At 61.7% G+C, this 18,218-nt stretch carries 19 protein-coding genes; 7 read left to right on the top strand and 12 right to left on the bottom strand.

The window, feature by feature from the left end:
- The first annotated feature begins 103 nt into the window (after window positions 1–103).
- Window positions 104–415, top strand: a complete 312-nt coding sequence (locus tag F7R19_RS30660; RefSeq protein ID WP_150982067.1) for a TIM barrel protein — start codon at window positions 104–106, stop codon at window positions 413–415.
- Between the two features lie 562 nt (window positions 416–977).
- On the opposite strand, the gene F7R19_RS22065 is transcribed toward F7R19_RS30660, so the two are convergent.
- Together F7R19_RS22065 and F7R19_RS22070 are read right to left on the bottom strand one after the other, a co-directional pair.
- Entirely contained in the window at window positions 978–2,369 is a 1,392-nt protein-coding gene (locus F7R19_RS22065; protein ID WP_223505785.1) for an efflux transporter outer membrane subunit, read from the bottom strand.
- A gap of 103 nt (window positions 2,370–2,472) precedes the next feature.
- Window positions 2,473–2,880 (bottom strand): carboxymuconolactone decarboxylase family protein, encoded by a 408-nt coding sequence (locus F7R19_RS22070; RefSeq protein ID WP_150982020.1) that lies wholly within the window; start codon window positions 2,878–2,880, stop codon window positions 2,473–2,475.
- 318 nt (window positions 2,881–3,198) lie between these two features.
- Here F7R19_RS22070 and F7R19_RS22075 point away from each other — a divergent pair, with 318 nt between their 5' ends.
- Window positions 3,199–3,849, top strand: coding sequence for a TetR/AcrR family transcriptional regulator (locus tag F7R19_RS22075; RefSeq protein ID WP_150982021.1), 651 nt, complete (start codon window positions 3,199–3,201; stop codon window positions 3,847–3,849).
- Here the strand turns inward: F7R19_RS22075 and F7R19_RS22080 are convergent.
- The 3 genes from F7R19_RS22080 to F7R19_RS22090 form a co-directional block, all read right to left on the bottom strand.
- On the bottom strand, window positions 3,815–4,213 hold the full coding sequence (locus tag F7R19_RS22080) for a GlcG/HbpS family heme-binding protein (protein ID WP_150982022.1): 399 nt from the start codon (window positions 4,211–4,213) through the stop codon (window positions 3,815–3,817). The two genes, F7R19_RS22075 and F7R19_RS22080, sit on opposite strands and share 35 nt — an antisense overlap.
- Entirely contained in the window at window positions 4,197–5,801 is a 1,605-nt protein-coding gene (locus tag F7R19_RS22085) for an MFS transporter (RefSeq protein ID WP_170292632.1), read from the bottom strand. Before F7R19_RS22085 ends, F7R19_RS22080 begins: the two co-directional genes overlap by 17 nt.
- 149 nt (window positions 5,802–5,950) lie before the next feature.
- Complete coding sequence (locus tag F7R19_RS22090) at window positions 5,951–7,021, bottom strand: HlyD family secretion protein (protein ID WP_170292633.1); 1,071 nt, start codon at window positions 7,019–7,021, stop codon at window positions 5,951–5,953.
- A 376-nt stretch (window positions 7,022–7,397) separates the two neighbouring features.
- Here F7R19_RS22090 and F7R19_RS22095 point away from each other — a divergent pair, with 376 nt between their 5' ends.
- Complete coding sequence (locus F7R19_RS22095; RefSeq protein WP_150982068.1) at window positions 7,398–8,012, top strand: TetR/AcrR family transcriptional regulator; 615 nt, start codon at window positions 7,398–7,400, stop codon at window positions 8,010–8,012.
- 41 nt (window positions 8,013–8,053) lie between these two features.
- Complete coding sequence (locus tag F7R19_RS22100) at window positions 8,054–8,989, top strand: amidohydrolase family protein (protein ID WP_150982025.1); 936 nt, start codon at window positions 8,054–8,056, stop codon at window positions 8,987–8,989.
- Window positions 8,990–9,385: 396 nt separating this feature from the next.
- Here the strand turns inward: F7R19_RS22100 and mobH are convergent, their stop codons facing one another.
- Window positions 9,386–11,218 carry a MobH family relaxase gene (mobH, locus tag F7R19_RS22105; RefSeq protein WP_150982026.1) on the bottom strand — a complete coding sequence of 611 codons (1,833 nt, stop codon included), beginning with the start codon at window positions 11,216–11,218 and terminating at the stop codon, window positions 9,386–9,388.
- Between the two features lie 306 nt (window positions 11,219–11,524).
- Between mobH and F7R19_RS22110 the strand changes: the two genes are divergently transcribed.
- Genes F7R19_RS22110 through F7R19_RS22120 form a run of 3 tightly spaced genes read left to right on the top strand, consistent with a single transcriptional unit; the run spans window position 11,525 to window position 12,690 of the window.
- Window positions 11,525–11,842, top strand: coding sequence for a type II toxin-antitoxin system PrlF family antitoxin (locus F7R19_RS22110; protein WP_150982027.1), 318 nt, complete (start codon window positions 11,525–11,527; stop codon window positions 11,840–11,842).
- A complete protein-coding gene (locus F7R19_RS22115) occupies window positions 11,842–12,300 on the top strand; it encodes a type II toxin-antitoxin system YhaV family toxin (RefSeq protein ID WP_150982028.1) in 459 nt (152 codons plus the stop codon). The genes F7R19_RS22110 and F7R19_RS22115 overlap by 1 nt, the downstream gene beginning before the upstream one ends.
- A 27-nt stretch (window positions 12,301–12,327) precedes the next feature.
- Window positions 12,328–12,690, top strand: a complete 363-nt coding sequence (locus F7R19_RS22120; protein ID WP_150982029.1) for a DUF3742 family protein — start codon at window positions 12,328–12,330, stop codon at window positions 12,688–12,690.
- Between the two features lie 7 nt (window positions 12,691–12,697).
- On the opposite strand, the gene F7R19_RS22125 is transcribed toward F7R19_RS22120, so the two are convergent.
- The 6 genes from F7R19_RS22125 to F7R19_RS22150 all read right to left on the bottom strand — a co-directional run bounded on the left by F7R19_RS22125 (window position 12,698) and on the right by F7R19_RS22150 (window position 18,213).
- On the bottom strand, window positions 12,698–14,221 hold the full coding sequence (locus tag F7R19_RS22125; protein ID WP_150982030.1) for a conjugal transfer protein TraG N-terminal domain-containing protein: 1,524 nt from the start codon (window positions 14,219–14,221) through the stop codon (window positions 12,698–12,700).
- 12 nt (window positions 14,222–14,233) lie between these two features.
- Complete coding sequence (locus tag F7R19_RS22130; RefSeq protein ID WP_150982031.1) at window positions 14,234–14,587, bottom strand: hypothetical protein; 354 nt, start codon at window positions 14,585–14,587, stop codon at window positions 14,234–14,236.
- Complete coding sequence (locus F7R19_RS22135; RefSeq protein WP_150982032.1) at window positions 14,584–15,996, bottom strand: integrating conjugative element protein; 1,413 nt, start codon at window positions 15,994–15,996, stop codon at window positions 14,584–14,586. Before F7R19_RS22135 ends, F7R19_RS22130 begins: the two co-directional genes overlap by 4 nt.
- Before the next feature lie 10 nt (window positions 15,997–16,006).
- Window positions 16,007–16,957: a TIGR03756 family integrating conjugative element protein gene (locus F7R19_RS22140; RefSeq protein WP_150982033.1), complete on the bottom strand. Its 951-nt coding sequence runs from the start codon at window positions 16,955–16,957 to the stop codon at window positions 16,007–16,009.
- A complete protein-coding gene (locus F7R19_RS22145) occupies window positions 16,954–17,400 on the bottom strand; it encodes a TIGR03757 family integrating conjugative element protein (protein ID WP_425545176.1) in 447 nt (148 codons plus the stop codon). Before F7R19_RS22145 ends, F7R19_RS22140 begins: the two co-directional genes overlap by 4 nt.
- Before the next feature lie 87 nt (window positions 17,401–17,487).
- Window positions 17,488–18,213, bottom strand: a complete 726-nt coding sequence (locus F7R19_RS22150) for a DsbA family protein (RefSeq protein ID WP_150982034.1) — start codon at window positions 18,211–18,213, stop codon at window positions 17,488–17,490.
- Between the last annotated feature and the right edge of the window lie 5 nt (window positions 18,214–18,218).

Raw genomic sequence — 18,218 nt, forward strand, 5'->3', positions numbered from 1 at the left:
CACCAGCCGTACCGCTTCCAGCTTGAATTCCAGCGTGTACTGCGCCCGCTTTGTCTTGCTTGTCATCACATCTCTCCTTGCTTCAGTTTAACCTCAGCAAGGGATTCGTTTTGCGGGGGCAAGCTCAAAACGGTCTGCAGCTCTCGCAATGCTGGAGCGCGCTGTTGCTCTTGGAACAGATGCAATCCAGTCCCCTGCAACGACGTTAGATGACTGCGATCCATCTACGGTTGATAGTGATCTTCGCTGGCTGTGCGACGAGGCTTCACGCTACGGTATTCGCGTATGTTACGAGCCAATGGCTTGGAGTGTTCTGGATCATACCTTGCCCGCAGCATGGGAACGAATTCAACGGATTGGCGCTGAGAATCTCGGAATCGTTGTCGACATGTTTCACATCTGCTCTCGTGGATGAACCGTTGCAGATATGGATGGCATAGACGTTGCGAAGATTTATCAGGTGCAGCTATCAGATCTTGAGTTCGAAGTGTCGCCTAGCGATATGCCACGCCTAATTGAGAGCGCGCGGCACTATCGAGTATTCCCAGGACAGGGTAAATTCTCAATGCAGCCCTTTTTGTCCAAGCTAAAGAGAGCCGGCTATCAGGGCCCTGTTGGGGTCGAGGTGTTCAGTGATGCTCTTAAGAAGGAGGACCCCTTGAGTGTCGCAATGCAAGCAAAGAAGTCGCTCTATAAGGTTTGGTTTGACACTGATATCTAGGGGATTCTAGACCAGCAAGAATTTTTCAAAAGTCGATCGCCCGCTTAGTGCGGGACTTCTGTATGGCGAGCGTAATTCGAAGGGTTTTGGTCGTATCAGCTGCATAAATTATTGGTGCCTCATCTTTTCGAATCACCGCCGAAAACCGAAAAGTGGCGCACTTGCTCCGCATAGGAATTATCTTCTGGCATGCGCAACCAGCAGCCGCACTCGGGGTGTTGAGATGGCAGCTACGTGCTGCCATTTAAATTTTCGGTCAAGTCCCGGCTTGCCAACCACCGCCGAGTGACTTGTAAAGGGCGACAAGCGCGAGGGAAACGTCCTCCGCGCCTGATATGGCCGCGTCACGGTTTGTCAACAAAGCTTGTCTTGCGGCCAGTACCTGCTGCAGGTCAACGAGGCCAACAGAGTATCTGCGTTGCGCGTCGTCGAAGGACTGCTGGCTCTGGGTCACGGTTTGATCCAGCTGGTTGAGCCGACGTTGCGTGGCAGCATAATCCGTCAATCCGTCGTCGACCTCATGCCATGCCCGCAGCACAGTCTGCTGGTATTGAATGGCGGCCTGCTGCTGCTGGGCCTGCCGCAACGTTAGCACGCTGTGCAGCCGTCCGCCTTCGAAGATCGGCAGGCTGATGGCTGGTCCAATCGCGAAGGTTCGGCTGCCCCAGGTTCCCAGGTCCGAAAGCTGAAGTGCCTGCGAGCCCATGTCACCCGACAGGGTGATACGGGGATAGAAGTCGCCGACAGCCACGCCGACATTGGCTGTTGCAGCGTGAAGGGTAGCTTCTGCCTGCCGGATGTCCGGGCGTTGCTCAACCAGTTGGGAGGGCAGGCCGACGGGCACCTGCGGAGGAACGGGTGGAAGCGGGGCAGGTGCATCCAGTTCCTTTTCGAGCGCGCGTGGCGGTGCCCCTAGCAGAAAGCTCAGCGCATTGACGAGATGGGCCTGCTGTTGCTGCAGGGGCGGCAGCCGCGCTTCGATCTGGGCGGCATTCAGCGCCGCATCGGCCACTTCGACCTGCGTTGCCGCACCATGCGTGAAGCGGACGCGAGCCAGATCGAGGCGATGACGCGCTACTTCACTGGCCTGGTCGAGCAGGGCCTGCCTGGCCTGTACCGCCCGCAACTGAATATAGTTCCGGGCGGTCTCTGCGCACACGGAAAGCAGGACGCCACGACGCGCATCGGCTGATGCTTCGATGGTCGCGTCAGCCGATTCAACTTCACGCCGTACTCGTCCCCACAGGTCCAGCTCCCACGAGGCATCGAAACCCGCTTGCCATACGTTGTAATCGTGTTCACCGTGCTCGCCCGAAGGATCGACCAGTCCTGTGGAACTGGCTCGCGCGTGCCGGTAGGCCGCATCCGCTTCCACATGGGGTTCTGCGTCTGCTGTGATGGCCTGGCGCTCGGCGCGACTTTGCCTGAGCCGGCTGCTTGCCACCCGGACATCCAGATTGGCAGTCGTCACCCGGTCAACCAGCGACGTGAGCTCCGCGTCGCCAAATACCTTCCACCAGTCTGGATCAATCGTGGCTGGAACGGGCTGGCTCGGCGTGCCTGCAGTGTCAGCCACCGGCTTCCACTGCGCTGGCATGGCGTTGGCAGGCCGATGAAAATCGGGGCCCACCGTACAGGAAGTCAGCATGGTGCTGAGTGGTACCATCAGCAACATCACCGCCCGAGCACTGCATCTTGCACAACGAATCACGTTAGCCTGCCTTATGCCATGAATTCGGGAAACCGGCGTCTTACGCGCCGGTCGCCGCAAACGCTTCGCCCGCAAGCTGGATCGCGGCCAGGGCTGCGGGCACACCGGCAGGGATGCCGATCTGGATGATCGTATCGATCACTTCCTGGCGCGAGACGCCAGCGCGCAACGCCGAGGCGATCCGCAGCTTCAGGATGGGTGCGGCTGTCGCGCCCAGTGCGGCACATACCGCCACCATGATGATCTCCCGGGTACGCAGGTCGAGCGAACTCTGGCCATAGACATCCGCAAACTCCCACTCCATGACAAACCGGCCAATCGCTGGAGCTAGGTCTTTCAGCCCGTCCAGGAATGCGCCCGAAGGCAGCCCCGTGATCTGCTCAAAGGCAGCCTGGCCGGCCAGGAAGCGCTGGTCATCGTTCGATGGTGTTCCAGTGATGTTGCTCATGATGTATTCCTTCAGATGGACAAAAGTTCGGGTGAGGGATGAGGACGGGTGACTGACTGGTGGCAAATGGTCGCTGGATGGTCCCATTATTTACCGGTTGGTAATTATGCTGCTCGACGCGCATGGCCGTCAAGGCTTATTTACCGGATGGCAATCTATGGATTTTTACATTGTGCTGGGTACGTTTCTCTTGTTTACCGGCTGGTGATCTGTCGCTATGCTGGGGGAATGGTTAAATCGATTCAATCCGCAAGCAAGCGCGTTCCCGTGGCGACGCGCGACGTATCCGGGACGCCAGCGCGTCCCAGGCGCCGGCGCATGTTGCCGGAGGACCGAGAGAAAGAGATCATTGAAGAATCGGTCCGCTTTTTCGCAGAGGTCGGTTTCGAAGGGACACTGCGCGAACTGGCCCTGCGCCTAGGCATTACCCACCAGAATCTGTTCCGCTATTTCCCGACCAAGGAAGCCCTGATCGACCGGGTGTACCAGGAGGTTTATCTGAGCCGCTGGCAGCCGGAGTGGGAAGCGATGCTCAGGCAGCCTGGTAAGTCTCTGGAGGCGCGGCTGATCGACTTCTACAAGGCTTACCTGCACGCGATCTTTCGCTACGATTGGGTGAGGATCTTCGTGTTTGCAGGACTCAAGGGCGTTGGCATCAGCCAGCGCTATCTTGCCCTGATCCAGACGCGGCTGATCGAGCCGCTTGCCATTGAATTGCGCAGCCTGTCCGGCGACACACCGACGCGCAAGGCTTTGTCGGCGGATGAGCTCGAGGTGGCGTGGGGCCTGCACGGCGAGCTGTTCTATCTCGCTGTGCGCCGGTGGGTTTATGACATGCCGGTTCCGGACGATCTGGACAGGGTGATCGAGACCGCCATTGCCCGTTTCCTGCATGGCGCACCGGCCGCCATGCAGGCCGTGGCGCGCGATCGCGCTAGTGCAAAGCCGCTACGCCAGCGCGGGCGATAGTTTCGTCCTGTTCGCCGGAGCCACCGCTCACGCCGATGGCCCCGACGATCATGCCATCGCGAAGCAGTGGCATGCCCCCGGCGTAGACCGCGACACGGCCACCATGGGAACTGTGAATGCCGAAGAACGGCCCGCCGGGCTGGCTGTACCCGGCCAGTTCGGCGGTGCTCATGTCGAAGGCTCGAGCCGTAAATGCCTTGTCGATTGCTATCTGGATTGCGCCAATGCGTGCACCATCCATACGGATGTGCGCGACAAGATGGCCTCCCGCGTCGACCACCGCGATGTTCACCGCGAGGTCGATCCGCTCGGCTTCGGCCTGCGCCGCTGCGAGAACCTGACGGGCGTCATTCAGATTGATCATGAGCGGAACTCCTTTGCTGGGTATTGGAAACTATTGTCGACGGATGCTCTCCGGCGTGCGTAAGCCCAGGCGCCGGATTTCCTCCGCGATGGGCATTTGTGCCCGGGTGCCCGGACCCGTAAAACCTCATGCACACTGCCAGCACTGCGCCGGACAGCATTGCCACGGCAAGCGCAGCCAGTGTGTCGGCATGTGCAAGGATCTGTGCCTGGAGCCGCACGTTGCCAGCCAGCAGCTGTAGAGCCTGCGCCGTTGCCTGATCGCTGCCGGTTGCTCGTGCGCTGACCGCTGTCATGAGGGCATCCAGGCGGGCGGACACGGCTGCGGCGGACGTGCTCACGTGGTCCATGATGACGTTGGACCTGGCCTGCTCGCGCACCCGGTCGAGGGTGCTGATCCACGCGAGTCCAATCGTGCCGCCGAGACTGCGCATCACGTTGAACACCAGGGCCGCATGTAGTCCTTCGCGTGGCAGCAGATCACCGACAAACAGGTACAGCAGTGGCAACAGGATCAGGGGGAGACCCAGTCCCTGAAGGATCTGTCCGATGCGCAGATCACCAGCGATCCAAACGCTATCGATGTTCAGGCTGTCATGGAGGACGCCGGCCGCGACCAGCACGAACCCCAACGCCAGCAACCGGCGGGGGCCACCCAGCCATTTTCTGTCCAGACACAGTATTGCGCCGGCATAACTGATCACCTGCGGCCACGCGGCGTCCCACAGCACCGGCCCCAGCTCGACCGGACGATAGTCATGGGCCTGCATGAGATATTGGGGGATCACATAACCGCAGCCTGTTGCGGCGAGCCCGAAGGGCACGACGCCCCAGGCGCCCAGCATGATGTTTCGCCTTGACAGAAGTTTGACGTTGAGTAGCCGGTCCCGCCGCAGGCTTGCCGCGTGAGAGGCAAAGCCGCATACGGCGACTGTACCGGCAACGAGCAGCACACGAATGGGTGTCGAATGCAGCCAGTCAAGCCGGTTGCCCTGATCGAACCCGCAGGCGAGCATGCCCAGCCCCCCGACGAAAAGCAGCAGTCCGAAGCGGTCGGTATGAAGCAGGGGCCGCAGGCGCACGGTTTCACGTGGCAGGCCGTAAGCGCCCGCAATCCACGCGAGCATGCCAGGAAGCAGGTTGGCGAGAAACAGAGACTGCCATCCCCAGTTGTCCAGCAGCCAGCCCGTGATTCCGGCCGCCACCTGCGGGGCGAGTGTCGAGGCCGAGGTGTAGAGGGCCAGCGCGAGCGCACGATGTCGAGGCGGCAGGGTGCGCAGCAACGCGACGATGGCCATCGGCAACAGCGCGCCACCGGCTAGTCCCTGGGCGGCGCGCGTGACGAGAACGACGGCATATGGAGGACTGAGCGCGAGTAGCCCCGAAGCTGCCGTGAAGAGGCATGTCGCTCCCAGCAGTACCCGCCGTAGGGATAACGCGGTGGCCAGCCAGCATCCGGTTACCACGCCGCCGACATCGCCGGCCGCATAGGCCGTTGAGAGCCACGAGCCGTCGTCGACGCCGAGGCCCAGGCCGCCACGCACGTCAGCAAATCCGAGCACCGCGTAGCGGGCACCGAGCATGGTCATCCAGGCCGCAGCGATTGCGGCCACGCAGGCGGCAAGCCGGTGGTGGTCCCATGGCGGCAGGCGGCGGGACGGTCGCGACCATCCTGCGACAGGCCTTTCGGGGGGCGGCCCGTCCGTACCCGAGCCTGCGGCGGCAGACATGCGTTCGCTCACAGCCTCCCCCGTAGCCAACCGGACAGCCCGCTCACGAGGCCGCTAGGCCGCGACCCGCCTGGCGTTTCAACTGACGCGATGACCGACATGCCCGGCAACAGGGAAGCCTGCGAGTTCTGGTCGGGGTCGAGCATAATCTTCACCGGAAAGCGCTGCACGACCTTGGTGAAGTTGCCCGTCGCGTTGTCTGGTGGCAGCAGGGCGAACTGGGCGCCACTGGCCGGCTGGAGACTGTCCACTGTCCCCTTGAATACGAGACCCGGCAGGCTGTCGACCCGGATGGAGACGTGCTGTCCGGGATGGATGTGTGTCAGCTGGCCCTCCCTGAAATTGGCGACCACCCACACGTGCGGCAAAGGCACCACGTCAACGATCAAGGTGCCGGCGCGGACGTATACGCCGGGGCGGACGTGACGTTCGCCGACGACGCCATCGACTGGCGCCGTGATGCGCGTCCAGCCAAGATCGATCTTTCTTGAATTCAATATCGACCGCGTTGCCTGGACAGTGGCTCTCGCCTCGTCGATGCTCGCGTTGCCCGTCTGCACCTGCTGCTGGGCAGCCATCCACTCGGCGTGGCGTTGTGCAAGGTTGGCGCTCAGGCGTCGGACCTCCGCGTCGATGACGTCGACCTGCTGACGTGATGCTGAACCGCTCGGGAGCATGGCGTGATAGCGGGTGCGGTCAGCAGCCGCGCGGTCCAGGTCCGCCTGTGTCGCCTGCATGGCTGCCGCGGCCGCCGCCACCTGACTTTGCTGATACCGGTTCTGGCTGATGGCCTCGGCCAGGGCGGCGTCGGCGCGTTCAGCGCTCGCCTGTGCTTCGACCACCCGTTCCCGGTAGTCCACATCCTGTACCAGCGCCAGTACGTCGCCGGCATGCACGCGCTGGTTGTCATGGACCGGCACGTCGGCGAGATACCCCTCGACGCGCGCGGCTACCGGTGTCACATCGGCCCGCACGTAGGCATCGTCAGTACTCTGCACGTCGTGCCCGGACAAAGCCGGATACGACGCTGCCATTACAGCAGCCAGAAGTACGGCAGACACCAGAATGATGCGCTTCACGGTTCGCGCCCGAGTCGTTCCGTGAGGCCGTCCGAACAGTAATGCCCATCTTCCTTTGCGGCCGTGACGGGCGGTACGCGCCGGATCACCGTCCACGTCCGCTTTCGAGCGTCGAATCATCAAACAAGCTCCGATATAATTACCAAGTGGTAATTATATCGGAGCCGCAGGCCAAGTCAATCAAGCACCGTCTGACGCCCCTTTCGGACGATGGCGACTCCGGCCGCGCCGCCAGGCTTTTCTCGCAGGGGTTGACGTAGTGTGATCAATGAAATATCTTCGAATGTAGATATAATGCGGAGGCAGCGTCGAATTGGGTGACAGCCAGACTGAAACAGGAGCGCGATCGCGACAGCGTGGGCGCCGTCGTCGGGATATGCCCGACGGGCGGCAGGCTCTCGTGGACGCTGCGACATGTGTTTTTGCGGAACGTGGATACGAGGCTGCGGATTTGCGCACCATCGCCCGCGTCGCCGATGTCGATCCAGGCCTCGTTCGTATCCATTTCGGCAGCAAGGCTGGTCTTTGGGAGGCGTGTGTGGGCGCTATCGTGGCGCAGGCCGCACCAATGATCTCGGAAGTCAGGCAGATCGTATCGGATGCAACGGCTCCGGTGAGAGTGCGGTTGAGCATCCTGATTGGCCGTTATGTCGGCTTCAGCTTTGCACATCCGGAAGTTCGCCAGTTCGTTGCGCAGCATGCGTCCGAAAGCGCCGAAAGGGCGGCACTCCTTACCGAGCGGCTGGTCCGGCCATCCTACGAGGCCAGCCTGCCGCTTATCCAGGCCGGCATCGACGCTGGGGTCATACGTGTGCGTCATCCCGCAGCGTTCTTTGCGTTGCTTAATAACGCTGTAAACCAGCCACGCGCTGCACCTGTGCTGTTGCATCAGCTCTGTCTGGATATTGCGCCAGAAAGCGTCCAGGAACTGCTGACAGCCAGTCTTATCGAGGCCTTTCTCCATGCGCCTGAGTCTTCGCCGTCTTCCTGATAAGAGGCTCAGGACGGCTTCACCCTTCAAGGAACTTCGCCATGACGTCACCCGCCCGAATTGACACCCATCAGCATCTGATTCCACCCGCTTATCGCAAATTGCTGGATGAGCGCGGCTTGACCGCGGGAGGTTGGCCTACGCCGCCGTGGGACCCTCAGGCGGCCATTGATATGATGGACAGGGAGTCGATCGCTATCGGTATTCTTTCCCTGAGCGCACCGGGTGTCCACCTGGCTGGCGACGAGGAGGGGCGTACCCTGGCGCGTCAGGTGAACGAGTATCACGCAGAGCTGGTCAAGCGGCGGCCCGATCGCTTCGGCCAGTTCGCCTGCATACCGCTGCCCGATGTCGAGGGTGCGGTTACCGAGGCCGTGTATGCGCTCGACGAACTACACGCCGACGGTGTGGTGCTGCTATCCAATGCTGCGGGGAAATATCTGGGAGATCCGGATTTCGAACCTTTGTGGGCCGAACTCGATGCACGCTCGGCTGTTGTCTTCATTCACCCGACGGAACCGCCGATCCAGATGCTCAAAGGACTGCCGAGCCCCTTGCTCGACTATCCCTTCGATACCACGCGCACTGCAGTCCACATGGTCGCCAACGGGGTCATGAGTCGGCACACGCGGATCAAGGTGATTCTGTCGCATGGAGGCGGATTTCTGCCTTACGCAGCCTACCGGTTTACGGGTGCTGCGCAATTCAACCCCGGAGTGACGCCCGAGGGGATCATGACCGACATGAAACGTTTTTACTTCGACACCGCGCTGTCCTCGACTCCGACGGCATTACCGTCGTTGCTAGCGTTCGCCGATCCCACGCACATCACGTTCGGCAGTGATTTTCCGTTTGCGCCATCCAGCCATCAGTTTAATGCCGCGCTGGACGCGTGGCCGCTGGATGAAAAGCTGCGGTACGCGATCAATCGCGGTAATGCCGAGAAGCTGTTTCCGCGCCTTGCGGCGACTGCCTGACCCAATTCGGCTCACAGGATCGTACCGCCAGGGGCAGGAATTCTGGCACTTCCTTCCAAGAGTGCCGGGATCCCTCGCCGCAAATATCCCGTGTATGGACGGGGCGACGCGTGATAGGGTGCGGCGCTGCAGCTTCATTGTCCGTCTTCCGGGGAAGTTTCCAGCGGAAGTGGGTGCGTTTCGCCGGGTGCGTTCAAGCGGATGAGGTTGCAACGTCGCCGTAGTGGTGGCCATCGGGCTTTCATATCGTCCCTCCTGCAACCACATCTCTGCGCGTCAGAAACTGAGTGCTCTTCCGTTGCTCACAATCGTGTCGAAACAAACACGCTCCGGTGGCAAGGTATCCCTGCACGGGATACGCGTGTCGTGTTTCGACCGCAGCGCACTAGTTAGAGGTTAATCCGTCGATCCATGGTCACGCGCTCCTTCATCCCCAACAATCGTCAGATATGGATTGTTCGGTGGAAACTCAGCAAACAGAGTCACGGTTTGAATCAGGAGGTAGCCATGTAGTCGACGCGTCTTTCGTGGCCCTTGTACTTGGCATATCCATATGTTCAATCCGTCAGGACGCTTGCGGTGAAGTTGCAGCCTCTCAAACGATTTCTGTACCCACTGCCAGTCTTGCTGTTTCGCTTGTCTCGCCAGGACTGCGACCCAAGGATATTCCTGTGCATAGCGCTGGAATATCCCCGGGCTTACCAGGTATGCTGAGTTAGAGACCGTATGCACAAGTGCTTTGGCTTCGTTAATGATGAGCCGACGGGAATGGATGCCATGCCTTAGCCACTCGACGAAATGCTCACCGGACGGAACTCCCAGAAGTTTGACATGTGTCTCGGAAGTGGGGGCGATCGGCGAGTCAGTCGAGGCGGTTTCAGATTCGATGTCCTGCGGCGCTTCCCGTGCAACGGCTTGAGGTTGGTCTACTACGTCACTGTTCGTATCGAGTAGTTCCAGAAGAGAATCAAGGTCTTCGCCTTGCACAGCTGCGGTCGGCTGCGTACACGTGGGAACTGATTCGATGGTATATGCCGACCGCGAAGCCGCCTCCTTCTCAGTCGGAACTGTAACTGCAGGCCCGGTGGTGGTGACTGTTCCCGCAAACGGCGCCGGTCGTTCGCTTCCCTCCCAGATAAGAGTTGGTGCCAAACGCAAAAGTGTAAAGGTATGCGACCAGCCGGCGTCGCTGCTAATTGTTCCGCGCCAGATTGCTTTACCGTCGGCCGTGGGCTGGAGCACGCCGTGGTCCTGTAGCACATTAAATACGGCCGTGTTGCTGGAAGGGATGCCCTCGATACCCTGCGACAGCAGATATGCACGCAGTTTGTCAGAGACGGTCTTGCTGACCAGCCACAGAGCATCCTGGGTCAGCCAGCCGTCCGAAGCCTGGGGCTGATTCAGCTTCAACTCCTCTTTCAGCAAGTAGCGCAGTCCTTCGAGCAGCTTACGTTGTAGCGCGTGTTTCGGTGCGGCCATGGCCTTCGCCGGATCGCCGCCGAGGGCTTGGGCGACCGATGCCTGGTCAGCCTGGATGACCAACTCACCAAGGACACCAGCATGTTCGTACTGCCCGGCTAACACGTACAGCAGCGCCGCCCACAGGTCGGGATAACCACTGAGCCAGTCGAAGATCGTCGGATCGAGCAGGTGGACGTACAGCAAGCCGGTGGCGGCGCTGTGTAGACGGTACTCTCGCTCAGGCCGGTAGCGGAAACGATAGGGGCGACGGAGTGGGCCGTGCCAGGGGTGCCAGACTGTGCCGTCGCCATACTCGACGTGCAGATCGACGGCTACCTTGCCGACGTCGTGCAGCAGCGCTGCATAGGCAGCGCCGGCCGTCCACGCCTCGGCTTGGACAGCTTGAGCTTCCGGCGTGGCGCCGGCAGGTAGCAGATGGGACTGCCGCAGTTTCAGCGCGTAGGCCACGATCTCCAAGCCGTGATCCAGCATGCCCCCGGGATAGGCGTGGTGGTGGCTCTCCGAGGCGGGAAACTGCTGGACTAGCTCGGCGTAGCGTTCCAGCGGCGCGCGGTACAACGTGATGAACTGGCTGCGCGAGACCGAGGTACGTTGCCAGATGTGTTCCAGCAGCCGTTGGCGCCGCGGTGTCGCTAGCAGTGACGAGACCGGCTCCGGCCGTGTCAGCCCTTTGGACGGCTCGATGGGCGGTGCCGGTGGCGCGCTGGCGATCGGCGGAACCTTTTTACGCTGGAACAGCGAGAGCATGGCGAATCCCGGTGGCGAACTGGAGGGGGAGCCTTTTGGCCTTTTCGGGTAGGGCCTTTCCCCTTGCCACCCGTTCCCTTGTCCCTTGCCAGCCCTTTGGCCTTCAACCTTTTGGGGTATAGGGCGGCCGGGAAGATAGTTCCACCGTCAATGTGGGGGCGCCAATGCCGGTTTGCGGGCGGAAGGCGAGCTGTGACAGCCCTACGATGGGTGGATTTTCGGATTCAGGAGGACGGCGTGGGACCGTATATTGACATGGTAAGGAAAATTTCTTACCATGCAGGCACAGCTTTCAGGAGAGCCGCCATGCCTGCCATTCACGAAGTTGCCACGCTGACCTCCAAAGGTCAGATCACGCTGCCCAAATCCATCCGGCAAGCCTTGGGCGTGGACACCGGCGGCAAGGTTGCGTTCGATCTGCGCGACGGCGAAGTCGTCGTCACCCGTGCTGACGCCGAGCATGAAGACCCCGCCATTGCTGCATTCCTGAATCTGCTGGCCCGCGACATCGAAGCAGGCCGGAACGTTCGTGGATTGCCGGAGGATCTGGCTCGCACGATGTTGGAGCATGCCGGCCACAAGGTGGTTCTGGACAATGATTTCGATGAGGACGTGGAAATCTGATGCAACAGCATGGTTGGACACTGTTGTTCCACGACAACCTGATCGAGCAGTTGATGAAGCTGCGTGCGGCCGTGCTGCGCGCGCAAGAGAACGACCTGGGCGGCTTCGAGTCTAATGCCAACGTCAAGTTCTTCCGGGCCTTGGTTCAGTTGATACAAGACGTGGTGCCGAGCGACCCCTCTCGCGACGAATATCGTCAAGGCAACACTATGGGACCGGCGTATCGCCACTGGCGACGGGCCAAACTTGGAAGGCGGTACAGGTTGTTCTTCCGGTACGACTCGAAGGCGAAGATCATCGTGTATGCCTGGGTTAACGACGAGCAGACCCTGCGGTCGTCCGGTAGCAAGTCCGACCCATATGCCGTGTTCGAGAGGATGCTTGGACGCGGAAATCCGCCAGACGAATGGAACGCATTGGTACAGGCAAGCAAGCAGAATTGGAGCAAGCTGGAATAGCACGCAAGTATGTAGCAGGTGACGACCATGAGCACGAAAACCTATCGCAGCAATGCAGAACGCTTTGGCCACTGGCTGGGTGGGATGTTGCGTGCCTATGCGCGCCGCGAGCGTCAAGCCACGGCCTGGTTGGTGACTCGGGGTATGCCTGCTGGCGGTGCCGCTGCTTTGCTGTGGGTCTTCAAACTAGGTGTTCTGGCCATCCTGTTCTATGTTGCTTTCTGGTTCGCGCTGCTGATGGTATTTGCCGTTGTGGCTGCTTGGGCTGCGAAGCGCTCTGATCCAAATCAGGAAGAGCCACAGACTGAGTGGAGAGAAGGTCCCAATGGCTTCGGACTCTACGACAAGAGCGACTGGCGGATTGACCCGCACGCGTCCGACCATGATTGAACGAAGATCACTTCTTCGATGCAGCGCCCATCAGCGTGCTTGAACTGCGGCCGCCTGCACCCTTGGCATCTGACGTGCCGGTGGACAATCCCTGTACAAAGTTTCCTGCACGCACTCCAACCCAGCCTAGCGCAGTCACCCAGAACCCCGGCAGCACGATGAACATTGTCGCCATGACGAAGTTCAGCAGCATGTCCCCGAAGGTATTGTTCAGACCGATCAGGGGGTCAAAGTTCGTATGCGGGCGCCCGGCACCGAACCCCCAACCGTAAAGCGCATCGAGAATCGTGCTGTCAATCCAGCGTGCGAGCTGGAACCAGAAGTCCACGAAAAACAGCGCGAATTCGACGCAGCTCACCGTCACCATCGCCTTCAACTCGTAAGTGCCGATTACCAGAACCAGCGGGATGCAGATGACGAGTGCCATCTTCAGGAACGACAGCACCATCGGCAGCGCCTCGCGCACCACGTCCATGGCCGGGAAGAAACCCAGCGAGCCGACCGCCAATCCCACATCGCCTGCACCACGCGTCGTTACGTTCGGCAGTGTCATGTCGATCTGGCCACCGTAGTCCGTATAGACCTGTCCCTGATTCATCTTCTGCTGTTGGGGCGAGACGATGGCGCGGATCACCGAGTCATCGACCTCGGCCTGCGACAGGAAGCCGGCCCACTTCCCGATGCGGGTCAGCAAGTCCGGATCGACCTGAGCCAGCAAACGGCTGTGCAACCCCTGATCGCCTTCTGACCACCACTGCCGGCACGTCGGATACCCGCCGCCGCTATCCACCTGAGCCAGTCCGGCGTCGCGGGTAGTGTCGTAGGGCCAGGCCGCGCGTGCCGTGCTCGAATGGTAGGTATCGTAGAAGCCACCCGTGTTGAGAAAATAGTTCGAGCCGATCCAGGTCACGTCGTTCATCTGCGTGTCCGACAGCGTTGGCCGGTTCATGAACAGCTTGGCCCGCGACGGTCCATAGCAGTCGTGCGTGAAGTCGGCGACCTCTTGAGCCAGCACCGGGTCATTGATGCGGGTAGCGTCCACGTCCATGCGGATCTGCCGTAGGTCCGTGCCACACGGAATCGCCGCTACCGCGGCCCCCGTGACGGCTTTCGAGATTGCGTGCATGAAGAACCACCAGACAGGAACCAGCGCGCTCTGGTTATTGAGCGCGGTATACGACGTGCCCCAGCCCGTGTCTGCCGGCTGCGGGACGTTGACCTGGCATTGCTGCGACCGGCTGGTGTCGAACTGGATCGTGGACAGGCTCACCGGAATAAACGGAATGCCGGCGAACATGATGACCACGATCGCCACGAACACCCGGTTCTCGATACGCATCGAGGACAGGACTCCCTTGTTGCCTTCGTCAGCGCCCTCGGCCCGCGCACGCAGCCATTCCTGGATCACGATGGCGAGGAACGGCAGTGCGAACACGCCGCTGGCAACGAGGATGTTCCAGATGCCATTGTTGACGATCCAGCCCACCAGAGTCAGGTAGTACTCCAGGTAGTCGGTCGTATAGAGCGTCATGTCTGCCTCCTCCTAGCCGTGTTGCAGCCAGGCGCTGCCTTCCATGAGCACGATGGCCGCCACGGCGGCGACCTCAATGCGCAGGAAGCGCTGGCGCGTCTCGCTGGTGGCTTCGCGCTGTTGAACCCGTCGACGCATCCACCACCAGCCCCAGGCTGTGCCCGCGTACAGGCACAGTCGCCAGGCCAGAAAGACGACGGCATGCGTGCCCAGCCAGTGCTCCCAGCCGTCGACGCCGCCGACGATGCGGATGCCGGCCAGATTGACCAGCACGGCCGCACTGATGACCAGCGCGCTCCAGAGCACCGCCAATCCGCTCCGGCGGTTGAACAGCCAGCCGAACCGCCATCCGTGCGTGCGCGTCATGGCGTGCCGCTCCGGGGCTTCTGAATCTGGTTCAGGCGGTCGGGCGTCGTATCGCCCTGGAAGATCGAGCGCGAACCGTCGGAGCGCGTGTTGTGGCGACCGATCAGGGTCATGGCCGAATTGGCCGCCAGTTCCCTCCGCAGCTCCAGCTCCGTCTTCAGGTTGTTGATCTCCTGTTCCAACGTGGTGTTCTCCGAATCTACTGCCTTCACCGCCAGATCGTTGGCAGCCACGTTCGGTTCCTTCGCGCCGGTAAGCAGCGTGCGCTGCAACAGTAGAGCCTTCTCCAGCACACTCGACAGCGCCACTTCGGAGGCCAGGCGCTTACCGAGCATGTCCTGATCCGGTTCGTCGCGTAGCGCCTCGATCACGCCGCGCGTGACCGGCAGCGAGTTGCTGCTTGCCGCGTCGAGGTTGGCCGGCGTCGTCGGCTCGGCCCCGGTAACCAGGTCTTGCAGCGCCTTGAGCTTGGTGTCGTACTCTTCCTGGATCAGCGGCGTCAGCCCCACGCCCGGCGTGGTCTGCGTTTTCGTGCAGCTTTCGCAGGTCTGCTGTTCGCGCTCGCCGAGCACGCGCGTCGCCCAATCGGAGGCTGCCTGCGGCGACGACCAGGTCTGGCAGGTCAGCCGGTTACCGCAGGTCGTGGTGTCGATCGAGGAAGTATCGGTAGCGCTGCGCCCGTTGAGCAGGTTGTAACCGGCGCGCGTGACGTCACTGACGACCTTGATCGAACGCTGGCCGCTGCCTCCGGCATTGCTGCCGCCGACCCACGGCACGCCGTTGTTGCCCTTGCTGGTCTCGGCCTGTTCGACTGCGGAGACGGCATCGGCGCTGCCGACTGCTTGTTTGAGCGCCATGCCTTCGGCGAGCTGGTCCCAGCTCGCCTGGCCGCCGGCCATGTCTGCCATGCGGTTGGCGATGGCGCGGCAGGTCATCTTGCTGCGGTCGAAATCCAGCCGTGCCTGCAGGATACCGTTGGTCAGCAGGTTGTAGAGGCCCGGATCGGCGCGCTGGATGATGAGCGCGGGCAGCGACGCCACCGCGCTGGTGGCGTTCTGGATGACGCTGCTCATGATCGTCTGGAAACCGTTGGTGACGCCGTTGAGCTGGTTTTGCAGCGTGGTCGACAGGTTCATGTCGCCGCAGATTAGGTTGCTGTTCCAGCCCAGTCCCACGCCGAGACTCTGCATATTTCCCGCACCGCCCATGGACACGGCGCGGCCGCCGCCGACGCTGTAGAGCACGTCGTCGCCGATCACGCTGCCGTTGACGCTGGCGCCGTTGCTGTCAATGCGGGTTTGCTGCGCCCAGACCACGCTTGTCACCAGCACCGATCCGGCGACTGCGAGCAAGCTCCGCCAGAGGTAGAGCCTCGCGCGGCAGGCAAGATTCGTCATGCGCATGTTCATCGACAGGCCCTCACATGAAATCGGTGCTGCCCAGGAACGTCTGACCACGACGCTGGCAGCAGGCATACGGACGCCACAGCGCCCAGGCGTAGTCGCCCTGCGTGGTTTGCACATGCACGTTGCTGTTGGGGAACACGGCGCAGGTGGTCGAGAGCGTCGGCGTCAGTTCCTGCCACTTTCCCGTCGAGGCGTCACTTTCGATCAGTGCGCCAGCCGGCCAGTAGCCGTCGTGCGCGCTGGCAAGCAGCGGCTGGTAGACGTGGATCTGGCCGCTGCGCGTCACCACGTCGCCCGCGCGCTGCGCGATGACGGCACCACTCTTGTAGTCGTCGGTCTGGTGCAGCAGTCCGCCGCGCGGATAGACGGTGCCCCACAGATTCATCGTTAGGCGACCACCGATCTCGCGCATGCCGGGAATCAGCGCCTCGGGGTAGACTGCCTCGGGCACGTCGTAGCGACAAGCCACCGTATCGAGTGTGCTCAGCAGATACGGCATGAAGGCAGTGCCAGCGCCGGTGCAGGTATAACCGAACTGGCTGGCGTACCGGGCGAAGACCGCAGCGGCCGGATGACCGATCACGTCGGCATTCTTGAACTTGGCAAGGTTGTTTTCGCTGCCTTGGTTGGTCGTGCCATCACCACCGGCTTGGGCGGTCGGGTTGGGCAGGCTCATGGGCCGCATTTCGATCCACGGATTCTCGCCTGTGTTCGAGTAGCTCGACACCACAGCATCCGGGATGTAATGCCGCACCTTGACCGAGGTAAGGACCGTGCAACCGCCCAAGCCACAGCTAAGCCAGTAGCAGATGCCGACGACGCGGTATTGCAGGCAGTCCGGCGACAGCACCGAGGCGATGATGGTCGCGGTGTTCACCGCGAACGTCGAACCGGCGGCGCCCAGCAGCAAGGCCGCAATGACGGCCCGCATTCGGTGGGTCGGGGCAAACAGTCCACCGCTCATGGTTGGGTACTCCGGTAGACATGAATGCGGTCGACCGCACGGGTGACGTCGGGCTCGCCATAGACCACATAGCGGTGATCGACCACGACGGCAGGAACCTTGGCGACGCCCAGCCCCCAAGCGTCGGCGATCCCCTGATAGGCATCGGCAAGTTGCCGCTGCAAACCTGCACCGCCTTGAGCGAGACGTTGCCGGACGATGGCTTCGGCTTGCGCGGGATCAGCCGGAAGCTGTGCGCCGAGTGCGGCCTCCAGGTTGGCTGGTGCATCGAGCAGCACCACACGAATGCCGTTCGCGTTGCTCACTGGATGCTGCGTGTCGGTGAAGGCGATGACGTCAGCGGCTTGCGCGGATGAGAACACTAGCGCCGCGCACAGCCCGATCGCGCTGCAAAGCGCGCTGGCCGGATGTAGGGATGACAGGAATGAGAACGAAGGCATCATGGCACGCGATGGAGGGACGACAGGCTCAAGTCAATCGCAGGGTTGCTTGGCTCTCCAGCAAGAAACCGAATAGCGGGATTGCCGCATTCAAGGCGGTGATGCCGTCGCGCTGGTGTCGTGACCACTGGCAATCCAGTCGATCGCCGACAGTAAGGCATCCCCCTCGACGGGACCGGGCAGCAGAATCGTCTTGCCGGACTGGCGATCGCGCACTTGCAGGGTTGGCGTGGCCTTGATGCCGAGCTTCGCTGCCTCGGCAGCTTGATCCCGAATGGCAGAGTCGGGACGGTCGCTGCCGAGGCAGCGCTGCACATCGGGCGTGAGGTCGGGGTAAGGCACATCGGGCGGCAGGCCCTGGCCGTCGCCGCGGGTGTGCGTGTAAATCCACGCCACGGCTTTCCAGAAGGCGTCATGCCCGCCGATCTCGCCCGCACATTCCGCGATCCGCGCCTCGGCTGTAGCCACAGGATCGTGCATCGTCAGCGGCAGGTGCCGCCACTGCCAGTTCACTTCGGGATGGGCGTCGATCCAGCCTTTGAGCACCGGGAAGTAGGCCCGGCAGTACGGGCACTCCAGATCAGCGAATTCGACCACCGTAAAGCGGGCATCGGCACGACCATAGACCCATGGCGGCCCAGCGGGAGCTGGGGACTGCGTATCGGTCGACGCGGCCGATAGAGGTGTGGTGCTCGATGCCGCCTCACGCGTCGTCGTGTGGTGAGCTGCCCACCAGCCGGTGGTACCCAACAGAACAACCACGGCCAAGCCGGCCAGAACACGCGGACCAAATGGCACGAACGAGTGCTTGCGCATGGTGT

This window comes from Cupriavidus pauculus (assembly GCF_008801835.1).
Taxonomy (GTDB): domain Bacteria; phylum Pseudomonadota; class Gammaproteobacteria; order Burkholderiales; family Burkholderiaceae; genus Cupriavidus; species Cupriavidus pauculus.